The 15,453-nt window shown below is 45.3% G+C and carries 15 protein-coding genes; 1 reads left to right on the top strand and 14 read right to left on the bottom strand.

Going from position 1 to position 15,453, the window contains the following annotated elements:
- Positions 1-347: 347 nt before the first annotated feature.
- From P5V12_RS00475 to P5V12_RS00425, 11 genes are all read right to left on the bottom strand, one after another.
- Positions 348-1,865, bottom strand: coding sequence for a fumarate hydratase (locus P5V12_RS00475; RefSeq protein ID WP_316955275.1), 1,518 nt, complete (start codon positions 1,863-1,865; stop codon positions 348-350).
- A 104-nt stretch (positions 1,866-1,969) separates the two neighbouring features.
- The gene (locus tag P5V12_RS00470) at positions 1,970-2,710 is read right to left on the bottom strand and encodes a hypothetical protein (protein WP_316955274.1); all 741 of its coding nucleotides are present in this window, start codon (positions 2,708-2,710) and stop codon (positions 1,970-1,972) included.
- 148 nt (positions 2,711-2,858) lie between these two features.
- A complete protein-coding gene (locus P5V12_RS00465) occupies positions 2,859-4,139 on the bottom strand; it encodes a TRAP transporter large permease subunit (protein ID WP_316955273.1) in 1,281 nt (426 codons plus the stop codon).
- A 2-nt stretch (positions 4,140-4,141) separates the two neighbouring features.
- Positions 4,142-4,633, bottom strand: coding sequence for a TRAP transporter small permease (locus P5V12_RS00460; protein ID WP_316955272.1), 492 nt, complete (start codon positions 4,631-4,633; stop codon positions 4,142-4,144).
- A gap of 18 nt (positions 4,634-4,651) precedes the next feature.
- Positions 4,652-5,653 carry a TRAP transporter substrate-binding protein DctP gene (dctP, locus tag P5V12_RS00455; RefSeq protein ID WP_316955271.1) on the bottom strand — a complete coding sequence of 334 codons (1,002 nt, stop codon included), beginning with the start codon at positions 5,651-5,653 and terminating at the stop codon, positions 4,652-4,654.
- A 34-nt stretch (positions 5,654-5,687) separates the two neighbouring features.
- The gene (locus P5V12_RS00450; protein WP_316955270.1) at positions 5,688-6,530 is read right to left on the bottom strand and encodes a TRAP transporter TatT component family protein; all 843 of its coding nucleotides are present in this window, start codon (positions 6,528-6,530) and stop codon (positions 5,688-5,690) included.
- Between the two features lie 151 nt (positions 6,531-6,681).
- Entirely contained in the window at positions 6,682-7,263 is a 582-nt protein-coding gene (sodB, locus tag P5V12_RS00445; RefSeq protein ID WP_316955269.1) for a superoxide dismutase [Fe], read from the bottom strand.
- 147 nt (positions 7,264-7,410) lie between these two features.
- Entirely contained in the window at positions 7,411-9,048 is a 1,638-nt protein-coding gene (groL, locus tag P5V12_RS00440; protein ID WP_316955268.1) for a chaperonin GroEL, read from the bottom strand.
- Between the two features lie 72 nt (positions 9,049-9,120).
- Positions 9,121-9,411, bottom strand: coding sequence for a co-chaperone GroES (gene groES / locus P5V12_RS00435; RefSeq protein ID WP_316955267.1), 291 nt, complete (start codon positions 9,409-9,411; stop codon positions 9,121-9,123).
- Between the two features lie 230 nt (positions 9,412-9,641).
- On the bottom strand, positions 9,642-10,094 hold the full coding sequence (locus tag P5V12_RS00430; protein WP_316955266.1) for an FxsA family protein: 453 nt from the start codon (positions 10,092-10,094) through the stop codon (positions 9,642-9,644).
- Between the two features lie 21 nt (positions 10,095-10,115).
- Positions 10,116-11,183, bottom strand: coding sequence for a DUF481 domain-containing protein (locus P5V12_RS00425; protein ID WP_316955265.1), 1,068 nt, complete (start codon positions 11,181-11,183; stop codon positions 10,116-10,118).
- Between the two features lie 175 nt (positions 11,184-11,358).
- On the opposite strand from P5V12_RS00425, the gene P5V12_RS00420 reads away from it, so the two are divergent.
- Complete coding sequence (locus P5V12_RS00420) at positions 11,359-12,930, top strand: MFS transporter permease (protein ID WP_316955264.1); 1,572 nt, start codon at positions 11,359-11,361, stop codon at positions 12,928-12,930.
- Here the strand turns inward: P5V12_RS00420 and P5V12_RS00415 are convergent.
- From P5V12_RS00415 to ampD, 3 genes are all read right to left on the bottom strand, one after another.
- A complete protein-coding gene (locus P5V12_RS00415; RefSeq protein WP_316955263.1) occupies positions 12,927-13,670 on the bottom strand; it encodes a ParA family protein in 744 nt (247 codons plus the stop codon). The genes P5V12_RS00420 and P5V12_RS00415 overlap by 4 nt on opposite strands.
- 353 nt (positions 13,671-14,023) lie before the next feature.
- A complete protein-coding gene (locus tag P5V12_RS00410; RefSeq protein WP_316955262.1) occupies positions 14,024-14,869 on the bottom strand; it encodes a regulatory signaling modulator protein AmpE in 846 nt (281 codons plus the stop codon).
- Between the two features lie 10 nt (positions 14,870-14,879).
- Positions 14,880-15,428 (bottom strand): 1,6-anhydro-N-acetylmuramyl-L-alanine amidase AmpD, encoded by a 549-nt coding sequence (ampD, locus tag P5V12_RS00405; protein WP_316955261.1) that lies wholly within the window; start codon positions 15,426-15,428, stop codon positions 14,880-14,882.
- Positions 15,429-15,453 lie beyond the last annotated feature (25 nt).

The raw sequence follows: 15,453 nt of genomic DNA, 5'->3' as shown, positions 1-15,453 counted from the left end.
AATTAAACAAAAATGGCAATGTTAAAAACACGTAAATCACTTATAGCCCGGCATATACTTTCACGGCTTTTTTAAGCATTTTAGTGTTATAGCGTTTTAATGATTGTCAATGAACGGGAATAAATGAAATTAAGGATTAAATGACACAAGGTCTGAGACAAAAAAGTTTGTCAGCAAACATACCTGATAATAAATACCCGTATTGAGTAACCTGAGGAAGGGGTAATAGAAGAATTTAATCCAGAAGGGATCCTGACAATTTACATCCCCCAGAAAAATTTGCCTCAAAAAAAACGCCAGCATTAACTGGCGCTTTTCTGATAGGACAGTAGCAGGTTAAGGCCAACTTAACCTTCGATATTTTGGGTACGAATTTTTTCTGCCCAGACTTTTGGACCAGTCTGGTGAACAGACTCACCAGTGGTATCCACGGCGACAGTCACAGGCATATCTTTTACTTCAAACTCGTAGATCGCTTCCATTCCCAAATCTGCGAACGCCAGGGTTTTCGAACCCACAATCGCTTTGGAAACCAGATAAGCAGCACCACCAACAGCCATGAGATAAACGGCTTTATTGTCTTTAATGGCTTCGATTGCAGCCGGGCCACGCTCGGATTTACCGACCATACCAATGAGTCCGGTTTTCTCCAGCACAGTGCGGGTAAACTTATCCATTCTGGTTGCGGTAGTCGGGCCGGCAGGGCCAACCACTTCGTCACGAACAGGGTCAACTGGACCAACGTAGTAGATAAAGCGATTGGTAAAGTCGACGGGCAGCTCTTCACCCTTTTCAATCATATCCACCAAACGTTTGTGAGCTGCATCCCGGCCAGTCAATAACTTACCGGAAAGTAATACGGTATCCCCCGGCTTTAAGTCCACCAACTCATCTTTGGTAATGGTGTCCAGGTTGATACGTTTAACAGAATCACTGGCTTCGCGCGTAACTTCGGGCCAATCGTCCAGGTTTGGCGGCGTTTGCAACGCTGGGCCAGAACCATCGAGAGTAAAGTGCGCATGTCGCGTTGCTGCACAGTTAGGGATAATTGCGATTGCCTTATTTGCCGCATGGGTTGGATAGTCTTTGATTTTCACATCCAACACGGTGGTCAAACCACCAAGCCCCTGAGCACCAATACCCAAAGCGTTCACTTTTTCCATCAGTTCCAGGCGCAGTTCTTCCGCACGGTTCTCAGCACCTTTTTCGCGTAACTCATGGATATCAATTGGATCCAACAAGGCTTCTTTGGCGAGCAACATCGCCTTTTCAGCTGTACCGCCAATACCAATACCCAGCATACCAGGAGGACACCAACCCGCACCCATTTGCGGAACCATGTTAAGAACCCACTCAACAACGTTGTCGGAAGGGTTAAGCATGGCAAATTTGGACTTCGCTTCAGAGCCGCCACCTTTTGCCGCGACATGAATATCAATTTTATTGCCAGGTACAACTTTGTAGTGAATAACTGCGGGCGTGTTGTCGCCAGTATTTTTACGTGCTCCGTCAGGGTCAGCCAAAATTGATGCACGAAGCACATTGTCTGGGTGGTTATAGGCACGACGAACGCCTTCGTTAATCATATCGTCCAGGCTCATATCACCTTCGACTTTGACATCCATACCAATATTGACAAAAGCCGTCACAATACCGGTGTCCTGACAGATTGGACGCTTACCTTCGGCACACATTCTAGAGTTGATCAAGATTTGAGCCATGGCGTCTTTAGCCGCCGGGTTGGCCTCTTTCAGATAGGCTTCGTGTACCGCCTGGATGAAATCTTTTGGATGGTAATAAGAAATAAACTGCAGAGCGTCGGCAACGCTGTCGATTAAGTCCTGCTGACGGACAATTGTAGTCATAACTAGCCCCAGTTATATGATTAAAAACGAGGGGTATTCTACACCCCTCGACGAAAGAAAATTTGATTAAGCTGAAACAAACGAGGTATACCGAAAGAGTTTAGCTAAGGTGTGCCGCCGGGGCTTTGCAATTCCAAAATCTGCCGATTTACCGAGCGTCGGAAGGAATCAATGGCTTTAATCGCCTGCTCATTTTCAGCAATTCGCTTCTCCAGGCCTGACTCCAAATCCTCCAGCTGGGTTAAACGATCGGTAAGCATTTGCATTTGAGTTTGCTGCTGTTGACTGCGGTTGGCCACTGATTCAAGCCGGGACTGCATACCATCGACACCCGCGGTCGCCTTCTTCACAGCGTCCTTTACCTTGCCGTCCAGCGAAGCAGCCTGTTTTTTAACCGACTTAAGTATTTCTGTGTTTTCCGCAATGGCTTTACGATTTTTGTCATAGGAAACCCCCCATAACTTACGTATCTCCGAATCCGCCCACTTGAGCTTAGCCTGTACGGCTGTGAGCGAAGCCGAAGATTCATCGTCAGTCAGCTCCAGCTTTTTCTCCAAATCGGCAATACGCTGCTCTGCCGACATCAAACTGCTCTGGGCCTGCATAAGCTGCCAATAAGCAAAGCCCGCTAACCCAAGCCCGGTAATCGCTAACAAAAAAGCCACAGGCACAAGAGGCGAAGTACGTACTTTTACCGGACGTTGTGCATAGGTAGGTTGAGGGCGGGACGCCGCAGGTGCAGGCTTGCCACCTCCTGTGCGAGGAGCAGCCCCTTTTGACTGGTGGCGTTGTGCATCTTCGGCATCCGGTTTGAGCGTGGATATGGTCGGTTCGCGTCTTTCCATCTTAATATTGGCCTGTTAACACTTAATGGAACTGCTATAAACCGGAGAAACGAATAGCTCACCCGGTCAGCAGGTTTTGGACTTTATACCAGCGATTGTTCGCCAGAGCAAAATTCCATTTAACATTTTTCACCAGACGTTCTGGCCGCTATTTACCTATGAGAAATAGCGACAGGGTCGGAATATAAGTGATGGCAAAAAGCACCATGAGCAACACAGCCATAAACGGCAGAGTCGCGATGTATAGTTCGTGAATTGAACGCTTGAACCGATAGCTGGCAATAAACAGATTCATACCAACAGGAGGCGTAAAGTAACCAATTTGCATGTTGGCCACAAAAATAATTCCCAGATGAACCGGGTCAATTCCGTAACTCATCGCTACCGGCAAGATCAGCGGCACCATAATTACCAGCGCCGCAAAAATATCGAGTAATGCGCCCAACAGCAAAAGCACAATATTTAATAGTATGAGAAATGTATATTTGTTCTCGATGTGTTTCTGAATAAAGTCGAATAAGGTTTCGGGAACCTGAGCATCAACCAAAAAGTTTGTGAATGCCATTGCCACGCCGAGAATCAAAATAATCCCGCCGACCATGACCATGGTTTCTTTCATCACCTTCGGCAGCCGTGAAATAGATACTTCGCGATACACAAACACTTCAATAATCAGCACATACAAGGCGGTTACTGCAGCCGCATCGGAAATGACCAGAACACCACTGAAGACCCCACCGAGAATCACAACCGGGATAGCAAGCTCCCATTTAGCATCATTCAGAGCAGAGAAAAATTCTTTCCGATCAAATTTAACCAAAGGGATTTTGACATCTCGATTAGCCCACAACCCATAGCCATATAAAGCAAGGATCATCAGAAAGGCAGGCACAAGGCCAGCAACAAACAAGTCAGAAATGGACACATCGGCAATATCCATTTGTTGCGCAATAATGCCGTATAAAATCAATGGAATCGCTGGCGGTAATAGCAAACCCAAGCTTCCAGAAGTGGTGATGAGACCAATACTGAACTTATCTTTGTAACCAGACTTTAACAATGAAGGATGAAGCAAAGCACCTAATGCAACAATGGTGACACCGGAACCACCCGTTAACATGGTAAAAAATGCGCAGGTCAGTAGCGCGATAATAATCATCCCGCCCGGCATCCAGCCCAGAGCAGCCTGAGACAAACGAACTAATCGATCTGCGGTTTTACTTTCACTTAATAAAAAACCGGCCAATGCAAACATTGGCAAAGCCATCAACACCTGTGACTCAGTAATACGGTACAACTCGATGGGCAATACCATCAAATCAATTTCAGCGAACGAAAACCCCAGAGCTGCCGCTGCAAGAATGACTATAAAAATTGGTACGCCGATAAGCGCCGCAATAACGAGCAAACCGGAAAGTAATGAGCCCATGCTTATCGTTCTCCTTCCAGTCGTAAAGTCGGTACTTTAAAAACCTGAATAAAAAAACGTAAACACATAACGGCAAAAGCAATTGGGATAATGGCTTGAAATGGCCAGGACGGAATATCTGCATACATCGTGCTTTCATAAGCGCGTTCTTCGATTACGTATCGAATACTGTGATAGGCCATCAGGCCACATATTGCACTGGAAAACAATGCAATAACTCGATAAACAATACTTAATAGTGGCTTACTCAGATAGTGGGAACTGATATCGATACAGATGTGTTCGTAGTGCCGTGTTGCAATCATTGCGCCTAACAAACCGATCCATAACACCGTAATTCGGACGATAGGGTCAATCCATGGAAGACTGGATTCAAAGAAATTCCTCAAAAATATTTGAAGAACGGAGAGAACAACTGCAACGATGGGAATCACCACCAACAGGCCAATTTCAACCTGATGGAAGCCATTCCCGATTTTTTTAAAAAAAGACATTACACACTATTTTATTTTTTAGGGAGTCTCTAGGACTTTGATAAATTGATCGTAGGCTGACTGAGAAAATTCGCCGTCTTTGATCAATACATTAATAGCTTTGTCAGATGTCGCTTTGATTGACGCTTTTTCGTCAACGGAAAGCTTTAACATTTCCAAGCCCTGAGATTGCAACGCAGTAAACGCGCTCAGGTTGTCCTTTCGGTTTTGTCCATCAATTGCAGTACTGACTTTGCCTAGCTCTTCTTCCACAATTGCCTGATCAGCCGGGCTCATTTTCTTAAAGTGTTTCGCTGACAAAGCGATAGCCGAATAAGTGTACATAAATGGCATATCCGTAACGGTGTTGACCTTGGTAAACCACTGTAAGGTTAATGCCGCAACAGGCGGCGCAATAATGGTATCAACCGCTCCGGTTTGCAACGCCGTTAACACATCACCAATCCCCAGGAATATGGCTGAAACACCGTAGGCATTCGAGATTTTTTCAGAGATAGGGTCATTTGCGGGAAGCCACAATTTAGAAGATTTCAAATCCTCAATGGAAAGAATTTTTTTGCTGGACATCACATAAGCAAAACCACTTTCGATTACGCCAAAGGTTTTCCAGCCGTTGTCTTCATAACCTTTAACAATATTGGCATCCAGCTTTTTGCGGACCTTGTCAACATCATCAAAGTTGTTAAACGCGAGTGGAGTGTTGTACACCTGTGCATCTTTATAGAAAGGCGCTAGCGCACCACCATTGGCTTGAAAACCGTGTAACTGACCAATACGGATTTTACTCATTACCGTCTTATCGTCACCCATCACACCGCCAGGATATATCTTAATTTTTACCCGTCCCTCTGTACGTTCGGCAATGGCTTTTGAAGCAGCTTTGAGCTGTGTTACCGAATAAGTGCCATCGGGCAATAGTGTGGATATTTTATACACTTTCGCATTCGCAGTTATTGCCACAAAACCGATTAAGGCGATTGCAATCACGGATGTTTTTTTGATCAGGTTTACCAAATTCATTTTCAAAATACCTATCCAATTCTATGGTGAGCTGTTACTCAAAATACTCTTGAGATTCCTCCAATAACGTCTTCGCCAAAGATTGAGCGTAGACATTTTGCAGAGTAAGCAACTCTTGATGTGGGTCAGCCGCGAGCACATCCTGTAATAGTTGATCATGCAATTGCTGATCAAAGGTAAGCCGTGCATATTGTTGAGCGAAATAAACCTTAATAATCAGATTTTTTCCATCTGAGACGGTAATCGCTTTTTCAAAGTGCTGTTTGGCGACTTCCGGTTTACCCCCCAAGCTCTGAGGCAATAAACTATTTAGCACGCCCAAATATAACCAGGGCATGCCATTCTCGAACTCAGGATTCAACGTAACAATATGCTGCATCAGCGCCTGAACTTTTGTTAATTCAGCAATGGCATTCCAATCACTGCTGTTAAGCTGAATATACGCAGCCCAAGCTGAACCAAGGCTGTATAAAGGCGCCAGATCCTTTTTTCTATCCATAGAAGCCAATAAGCTTTTATAGGTTTCAAAAGGCATCTTTCGGATATTGCAGGCCTTTTTGTTATGCACGCATAGCGCATTTTGAGCAAGACCAAGCGATTTGTCTGTTAGTTTTTGTTTCCGCTCCAGGTCATCGACAAAAACTCCCGCATAAGCACCATTCAGTGCAGAAGCGGTAACCAATATGGACTTGTCATCCGGGTAATTTTCCAACAGTCCATCAACAATCAACAAGTAAGTCGGCAACCCCTCGCCCACCATTTGTAAATCATCGTTGTTTAGTATGCCCCGGCTAATAGAGTCGGGCAGAGATAGTACCGAGCAACCGCTCGATAAAGAAACACAGCATATTAAAAGAGATAAACGAAATATATTCATATTTATGTATTTTTCCATCTACAAATACAACCGTCCGTGCAAAAAATCACCCCTCCGAAAACGAAAACGGCCAACTGCAGGTTAATCCCCCACAAAATCGGCCGTTACTCTACTTAGGTTACTGAGCCATTACAATAGACCCAGATCTAAGTTAGGCGAAACACTCGTTTACGAAGTCCCAGTTCACCAAGTTCCAGAAGGCTTCCATATACTTAGGACGCGCATTACGGTAGTCAATGTAGTACGCGTGCTCCCAAAGGTCGACGGTCAACACAGGAGTGAGACCATCATCAGTCAAAGGAGTTGCAGCGTTGGATGTATTAATAATTGCCACGCTACCGTCAGCTTTCTTAACTAACCAGGTCCAGCTTGAGCCAAAGTTGTTAATCGCTGAATTTGTGAACTCTTCTTTAAATTTCTCAAATGAACCAAATTCTGCATTGATCGCATCGGCAATAGCGCCAGCAGCTTCACCACCACCATTTGGACTTAGACAGTTCCAGTAAAATGAATGGTTCCAAATTTGTGCCGCATTGTTAAACACACCGCCTTCAGATGATTTAACGATATCTTCAAGAGACTTGCCTTCAAACTCAGTGCCAGGAATCAAACCATTCAACTTATCCACGTAAGTTTGGTGATGCTTGCCGTAATGGAACTCAAGCGTTTCTTCTGAGATATGAGGAGCAAGCGCATCTTTTGCATAAGGTAGAGCAGGAAGTTCGATAGCCATAACGTATGTTCCTATTTGTTTTGTGTTGGCGGGTAGTAATACGTAGCCATACTGCTACATACCCTTATATTTTTGGGGTTATACACCCTTCATAAAAAAACGGCCCACTATTATGGGCCGCTATTGTTATCACTTTATGAGCGAAGCTTACATCATGCCGCCCATACCACCCATGCCGCCCATAGCACTCATATCTGGGCCAGACTTATCACTAGGCTTGTCAGCAACCATCGCTTCAGTAGTGATCATCAAACCAGCAATAGAGCCGGCAGCCTGCAGTGCTGTACGAGTTACTTTGGCTGGATCAAGGATACCCATTTCGATCATATCGCCGTATACACCAGTTCCAGCGTTGTAACCGTAGTTACCGTCTTTAGCCTTGATGTTTTCAAGTACAACAGAAGGTTCGTCACCAGCGTTTGCAACGATTTGACGAAGAGGCATTTGCATTGCGCGCAACGCAGCTTTAATACCGTGAGTCTGGTCTTCGTTGTCACCTTCAAGCTCAGCAAGTGCAACACCTGCACGAACCAAAGCAACACCACCACCAGGCACAACACCTTCTTCAACAGCTGCACGAGTTGCATGAAGCGCGTCTTCAACACGAGCTTTTTTCTCTTTCATTTCAACTTCAGTTGCAGCGCCCACTTTAATTACAGCAACACCACCAGCAAGTTTGGCAACACGCTCTTGAAGTTTTTCACGATCGTAGTCTGAAGTGGTTTCTTCGATTTGCGCACGGATTTGGTTTACACGCGCTTCGATGTCAGAAGCCTGACCAGCACCGTCAACGATCACACTGTTTTCTTTAGACATTGTGAAACGCTTAGCTTGACCAAGGTGCTCAAGTGTTGCGCTCTCAAGATCCAAACCAACCTCTTCAGAAATAACCGTCGCACCAGTCAAGATAGCAATATCTTGCAACATGGCTTTACGACGATCACCGAAACCAGGGGCCTTACATGCAGCAACTTTCACAATACCGCGCATGTTGTTCACAACTAGCGTAGCAAGTGCTTCACCTTCTACATCTTCAGCAACGATAACAAGTGGCTTGCCCGCTTTAGCAACGGCTTCCAAAACAGGAAGAAGCTCACGAATGTTAGAGATTTTCTTGTCTACCAACAGGATATATGGGCTTTCGTGCTCAACGCTCATATTGTCCTGATTGGTAATGAAGTATGGAGAAAGGTAACCACGATCGAATTGCATACCTTCAACCACGTCCAACTCGTTCTCAAGACCACTGCCTTCTTCAACAGTAATCACGCCTTCTTTACCCACTTTTTCCATTGCATTGGCAATGATTTCGCCAATAGACGTGTCAGAGTTTGCGGAGATAGTGCCAACCTGGGCAATTGCTTTGCTGTCTTCACAAGGAGAAGCAAGACCTTTCACGTATTCAACAGCCGCGATAACCGCTTTGTCGATACCGCGCTTAAGGTCCATAGGATTCATACCCGCAGCAACAGACTTCAAGCCTTCGTTTACAATTGCTTGAGCCAAAACCGTTGCAGTTGTTGTACCGTCACCAGCGTCATCAGAAGCTTTGGAAGCAACTTCTTTGACCATTTGCGCGCCCATGTTTTCGAACTTGTCTTCAAGCTCGATTTCTTTCGCTACAGACACACCGTCTTTAGTCACGGTTGGTGCACCGAAAGATTTGTCCAAAACAACATTACGACCTTTAGGGCCCAAGGTAGTTTTTACCGCGTCAGCCAAAATGTTTACACCCGCAAGCATTCTTTGACGAGCGTCATCACCGAATAAAACGTCTTTAGCCATTTTTAATTCCTTAAACCTTTATATGTAAATTCAGAAAATTCTTTGTGTTTGTATGTCTAATCAGTCAACAGCTTATTCAATAACTGCTTTGATATCGCTTTCGCTCAGGATTACCAGCTCTTCACCATCAACTTCGATAGTGTCGCTACCTGCATACTTACCAAAAACGACAAGGTCACCCTCTTTTACATCAACAGGGCGAGTTTCACCGCTGTCTAAAACTCGGCCATTGCCTACAGCGACTACCACACCTTGATTAGGCTTCTCTTTAGCAGATCCAGGTAGAACAATGCCACCAGCGGTTTTTTCTTCCTCTTCTTTGCGGCGAACTACAACACGATCATGTAAAGGACGAATTTTCATCGACTATATCTCCAATTAGCGTATCAACACTTAATATGAGTGCTCTATTGAGAGCAGTTTGATAAAAGTTAGATATCTGCCTAACTCTTAGGCAAACACCTGTAACAACCATCTATAACAGCTTGTGAACCGAAAATGGGTACAGAATTTGGTATTTCAACAGTTAAGAAGAAGAAAATTCGCTTATTTTGGTTTTTTCTTCAGAAATGAGGAGGAAAAGTCGCCGAAAATCAGTCTTCCCGGCGGAACTCACCTTCGATAGTACTCCCTGGAGCACTTTTTTGGCTTGAGGTATGAGTATGACGAAATTGGACAGAACCATTTGCAATCAGATGCTTCATCACCCAACCAAGCAAAACCTTCCTAAGGCCGGGAATCAAGCAACTAAAACCGATCACATCGGTGATAAAGCCAGGAGTGAGTAGCAATGCACCACCAACAGCCAAGAATATGCCTGCCACTATCTCTTCCAGCGGAATATTACCCTGCTGCATTTTTAACTGCGCCTGAGATACCGTCGCCAACCCCTGCTGACGCAGTAAAGCAGCACCAATTGCCGCGGTAAGCACTACAAGGGCAATGGTAGGCACAGCACCAATGAACCCGCCCACTCGAATAAGCACCCAGATTTCAAGTATGGGTAAAATAACAAATAAAACAAAAAGTACGCGCAAATCAATCACCTAGCTTTGCTTGGTTAATTATCACCACAGGTAGCCTAAACCAAAGCGCAACCGCGTGTCTTCCTTACTGTTCGCATCCTGTGGTGAGTTATCGTAGTCATATTCCCAGCTAACATCCGCAGTCACCCCCTTAGCGATGGGGATGCTCAGCCCGGTATCGGACTCAACTTCCCAGTCAGTGGGTTCCCCCTCATCTGGCCGGTTAAAAGACCGCCGGACTTTACTGTGATTAAACAAAGACAGCTTACCAAATACCAGGTAACGAAAATCTGAGGCTAGCTGCCAGGAACCATAGTCATTACTGCTTTCGTCAAGAGTTTCACCGTTGAGTTCCGCCTCAACGTAATCCTCCTCTTCAAATCGGTAAGCTTCATTGATGTACACGCCACCGGTCTTTACCGAGAATGCGGTTTTTTCGGATTCCCAAAACTGATAACCCAAACCGGAACCAAATGTGTATTTTTCCTGCACGTCTTTTGCGTCGTCCGAAGAGGCAGCGATATCCAGATACCAGTATGTTTGCGGGGTAAAAAACCAATCAAAGCCGTATAAGGCTTCATACTCTTCATCAAGCGGTTCACCATCCACCGCCTCGCCAACATATTTAATACGGTATTCATGACGATAATCCGTATAGCGGTGAACAATCGCTGCACTTGCCAGCCAATCCTGCCGCTCTTTATTTCCGGTGGTTTGCGCCCCGACTACCGATACCTTACCAGAATAGAAGCCTGTGGTTTCTTCATAGTTTTCATAGAGCACAACCTCTTTCAATGTCAAAAGCGGAACCGCTTTAATCCGACCAGAACAGTTAAAGTAGGTACTTGTCCCGTTAATGCTTTCCAGCAAACACGCTTTGGGCTCTCCGCGTAATTTCAGCTGGGAACCGGTCTCAATGGAATAAACAAAGCCTTTAGAAATCTCAACCTCACCGACCAACTCCGAAACCCATATAAGAGTCTTTGGCAAAATTGCTTTCAACTCGCCACGTAATTGATCACCATTGTTGAGAATTAGAATGCCAGAATATGCAGGTTGGACAAAAAACGATAATACGATCGCAAAAACCACTGCGAACAGTTTTTTCATTTACTACTCCGGAAAAGGAAAACACAGAAAATGCAAATCACACTCAATGCCCTATACTGGCAAAGTTATCTGGGAAATGGATATTCATTCTCATAAATTTAAATCTAGTGATATATTGTAGCTAAAAATACGTCAAAACTGGCTAACTTTTTCGCCAATTAGAGGCTCTTAGTCGTTGAACTACTACACAAATCGGCGAGTAATCGCTGTATTTCTTCTCGGAATTTCCAGCGGTTTTCCCTGGGTAATTATTGGATCAGCCCTTACACTCTGGTTAAAAGAAGCAGGACTCAGCCGAGCAGATATCGGCTATGCGGCACTTATTTTTTCGGTATACGCAATCAACTTCCTCTGGTCTCCATTAGTCGACCGTATTGGCTTTACTCGTATGACGGCTTTTGTTTCAAAAATCGGCATCCAACTGGATTCCAGACGAGTTTGGGTTGCGATTTGCCAGCTTGCCATAGCGATTGGCTGCATACTCATGAGCATGCACTCGCCGGAGATAAACGCCAAGTCATTGGTACTCATTGGATTATTTGTCGCAACCGCCTCAGCCACTCAAGATATAGCTGTTGATGCTTATCGAGTCGACAGCTTCGACCGATCTGAACCCCAATTGATTTCCGCCGCTGCCGGAGCGGCCACAGCGGGTTGGTGGAGCGGCTATGCAGGGCTAGGCTTTTTACCTCTGTTTCTTTCCGATCAAAATTGGTCCTGGCCTCAACTTTATATTGCCATGGCAGGCATAGTGGCTCTGTTATTTTCACTGACAATTTTTTTACCGGTAGTCCGTTTTACCGGCACCCAAGAGCAGGGAAAAATATTTGATGAATTCAAAACGTCGGTACTAAGCACACATGCCAGGCATAAATATCTTCTTTTAACTCTCGCTTCTCTGCCTTTTGTGGTTGTGATATGGAGTCTTGCAGGCGCTCCCGGTATCCCCCAATCCATTCAGCAACACTCAGCATTCATACCAATATTAATCGTTTGCGTCTTAACACTACTCGCGCTTACTACTTGGCGCTGCCAAAACCTGCTCACAAACCAAACACAATCCAACTACCCTTCTCGACTTGATACCCCTCTGGCTTGGTTTTTAACTGCAGTAGCAGGTCCTTTGCGCGATTTTTTCCAACGTAACGGCTATCGATTTGCTATTTCCATGCTGTGCTTTATTTTTATTTTCAAGATCGGCGAAGCATTCCTTGGACGTATGTCCATCGTTTTTTATAAGGAAATTGGTTACAGCAATACAGAGATTGCAACCTACTCCAAAATGCTCACTTGGTGGCTGACAATTATTTTTGCCATTACTGGGGGGTGGATTAACGGTAAGTTTGGACTTTATCGCGGGCTTTTTGTGAGCGGCATTGCCATGGCGGCCAGCAACCTGATGTTTTCCTGGATCGCAGAAGTCGGCCCAAGTATTCCACTGTATATCGCGGCTATTGTCGTAGACGGATTTGCTCAGGCATGGTCAACTGTCGCGTTCGTCTCCTTGGTTTCTCTCATGTGCAACCATTCGTTTTCAGCGACCCAGTACGCACTTATGGCCTCGTTAGGAAATTTTGGTCGAACAACGCTCTCTGCAACGAGCGGCCAGGTGGTCGACTGGTTAAACGGCAACTGGTCCCTGTTTTTTATCATCACTAGCCTGATGGTTATCCCTGGGCTAACTATCCTTTGGCGACTAAAAGCTCCAATTGAGAATTTGTTAAAACAGCAGCCAACTCAAACTTAAGAAGTAAGAATCTGACCAATTTCTTTCCACATGGCTCGATAAGCGATTGCCGCACGACCTCGCCTGGCATAGCTGGTCAGAGGAGCCCTTTTTTGCGCCATTAACTCCGCGGCGCTATCCATGGGAATAACGGTATTCATTACCGGAACCGGAAAGTACTTTGCCCCTTCCAATGTTTGCTGATGCAGTTTCCGCCTGCTATCCACCATATTAAAGAATCCGTATATCCTTTTCGGCGCACGCTTACGGCTTTCAAAGAACTCTGAAACCTGGGTCATAGCCCGGAGAGAAAGCGGACTTGGAATCAGAGGCACCAATACCAGGTCGACGGACGACAACACAAATTCAATGCTTGGAGAAATAGTCGGAGGGCAATCAAAAACCAGAATTGAGGTGCTTTCACTCAGGGGCGATACCATCTTCTGAATTAGCTTTCTTGCCTGATCAACACCAGCCAATGCCATATCGGCTTTTCTCAGACTGAGGTCAGCAGGCACAACCGTGAGATTCGGGAACGGTGAAGCCACCTCCAACTTCCCCACCGGCATACCTCGGCTCATGAGCTTAATTGCTTTTTTGTTCAGCTCATCAACACCTAAATACCAACTTGCCGCTCCCTGAGGATCCCAATCCCATAAAACCGTTGAACGTTTTGCCTCGGAAGCAAGATAGGCCAGATTGACCGCCGATGTTGTTTTACCCACCCCACCCTTTAAGTTGTATAACGCGATCGTGATCATCCCGAGCCCTGTCGTGGTTGATTTGCAGGAAAGCTGAAAAAAGCCGCCAGAGTATATACGATTTTGTTTTGCTCTATGGCAGGGACTAGGAATTAAAAACTATAAAGGCGCAGAAATGAAAAGAAAGGCACTTGATGGCTACGGTACAACTTCTTCAGTCTCAAGGGTTAGGTGCTACTTCACATCCATGCGCAAGGAGGAGAACTGTATTTTTATACAGGTAGCCATCAAGCTTCTCCACTATAGGTCTATATGAGATAGAGGTCAACAGGAAAATATAAATAAAAGAATTGTAGTTATATCTCCCCTTTATATTAAGCCCTCTCGCTGAGAGTGTGCGCTCACAAACAAGATTAGATTAATAAAACACCCAGTGCAGCAAAAGCAAGCCAGAACCACAACGTTCGAGTATAAAGCCTAACCAATAAACCCAATTCTTTGGTCGTTACTTCACAAGTCTGTTCCAACTCATCATCCACCGACAATGCCCCCAAGACAGATAAGCCCAGCACAGATTTCGTATTGCGACGCAAACAAAATACGCACTCTTGCCAACGCCGGTAACAACCAACAAAGTTTCCCGTAAAAGCAAAGGACAACCCCAATACTCTCACCGCAGGCCATTCGATAATCCAGAGTAAACGTGCGGTAAGCTCATGATTTTGCGGGTCATCATCAAGGTAAAGCCGGGTAAGACGATACATCAAGGCGCCCACCGGCCCCAACACCAAAAACCAGAAGAGCACAGCAAACATTCTTTCAAAGCCCCTGTAACTGGCTTCGTCCAAAAAATGCTGATGCAATGTGGACCAATCACCGTGCTCCACATCCTCAACCGTGACGCCAAGGTGCTGAGCTCTTGCTATGGCTTCCTGCCAATCATCCTGCCGGCAGGCCAATGTGTACTCATGAACCAAATCATTAAACTCACCGCGGCCGAAGCTGTATAGGAGCACAACGACTCCCAAAGGTAAAAGCAACCAGAAGGAAATGTTGTACACAAGAACCCCAAGCATAACCACAGCAATCAACGGCCCACCCAAAACGATGAACAATTGCCACGTGGAGGACTTAGGCACAGACTCATGACCCTTTACAAAAGCAACCCAGTTTTTAAACCATTGATCCTTATGTAGGGGATTCTCTGCTCCCCAAACCTGCAGAAAACTTATCGCGAGGATGACAATAAACAGCTGCATGATCTTCTCTCTAAACGGTCTCAAGCATTGTTTGATATTTATGCCAGTCAAAGGCTGGCCCAGGATCAGTTTTTCGACCTGGAGCAACATCTGAATGGCCCGCAATTCGATTCGGTGTTATTTCTGGGTAACACTTAAATAGCACCTTGGTTAACTCTACCAACGTATTGTACTGCTGTTCCGTATACGGAATGTTATCAGCCCCTTCCAACTCAACACCAATCGAATAATCGTTACATTCACTTACACCATCATAAACAGAACGGCCAGCATGCCATGCTCTATCATCAAAAGAAACGAATTGAATAATCCCACCAAACCGGTCAATAAGGCAGTGAGAAGAAACGGTCAGCGTATGGATAGTCTGAAAGTAGGGATGTATTTCAGGGTTCAACTTATTGAGAAAAAAATCTTCGATATAGCCTCCACCAAACTGTTCCGGTGGCAAACTGATATTATGAATCAACAAAAGGCTTACCCGACAGCCTTCGGGGCGCTGATTATAGTTTGGCGAAGGGAGGTGGCGGGCAGAGTTCAGCCAACCATTCATTATCTGCATAGTTACCCTCGTTGCTGATCAGGCA

Origin of the sequence: Teredinibacter sp. KSP-S5-2 (assembly GCF_032773895.1) — a bacterium.
In the GTDB taxonomy this organism is placed as follows: domain Bacteria; phylum Pseudomonadota; class Gammaproteobacteria; order Pseudomonadales; family Cellvibrionaceae.
Note: the sequence above shows the minus strand (reverse complement) of the source record. Positions and strands in the feature narration are given on the sequence as shown.

Bases quoted from the DNA above. Each gene is read 5' to 3' on its own strand.
- P5V12_RS00475 (WP_316955275.1), bottom strand. From the start codon at position 1,865: ATGACTACAATTGTCCGTCAGCAGGACTTAATCGACAGCGTTGCCGAC.
- P5V12_RS00470 (WP_316955274.1), bottom strand. From the start codon at position 2,710: ATGGAAAGACGCGAACCGACCATATCCACGCTCAAACCGGATGCCGAA.
- P5V12_RS00465 (WP_316955273.1), bottom strand. From the start codon at position 4,139: ATGGGCTCATTACTTTCCGGTTTGCTCGTTATTGCGGCGCTTATCGGC.
- P5V12_RS00460 (WP_316955272.1), bottom strand. From the start codon at position 4,633: ATGTCTTTTTTTAAAAAAATCGGGAATGGCTTCCATCAGGTTGAAATT.
- dctP (WP_316955271.1), bottom strand. From the start codon at position 5,653: ATGAATTTGGTAAACCTGATCAAAAAAACATCCGTGATTGCAATCGCC.
- P5V12_RS00450 (WP_316955270.1), bottom strand. From the start codon at position 6,530: ATGAATATATTTCGTTTATCTCTTTTAATATGCTGTGTTTCTTTATCG.
- sodB (WP_316955269.1), bottom strand. From the start codon at position 7,263: ATGGCTATCGAACTTCCTGCTCTACCTTATGCAAAAGATGCGCTTGCT.
- groL (WP_316955268.1), bottom strand. From the start codon at position 9,048: ATGGCTAAAGACGTTTTATTCGGTGATGACGCTCGTCAAAGAATGCTT.
- groES (WP_316955267.1), bottom strand. From the start codon at position 9,411: ATGAAAATTCGTCCTTTACATGATCGTGTTGTAGTTCGCCGCAAAGAA.
- P5V12_RS00425 (WP_316955265.1), bottom strand. From the start codon at position 11,183: ATGAAAAAACTGTTCGCAGTGGTTTTTGCGATCGTATTATCGTTTTTT.
- P5V12_RS00415 (WP_316955263.1), bottom strand. From the start codon at position 13,670: ATGATCACGATCGCGTTATACAACTTAAAGGGTGGGGTGGGTAAAACA.
- P5V12_RS00410 (WP_316955262.1), bottom strand. From the start codon at position 14,869: ATGCAGCTGTTTATTGTCATCCTCGCGATAAGTTTTCTGCAGGTTTGG.
- ampD (WP_316955261.1), bottom strand. From the start codon at position 15,428: ATGCAGATAATGAATGGTTGGCTGAACTCTGCCCGCCACCTCCCTTCG.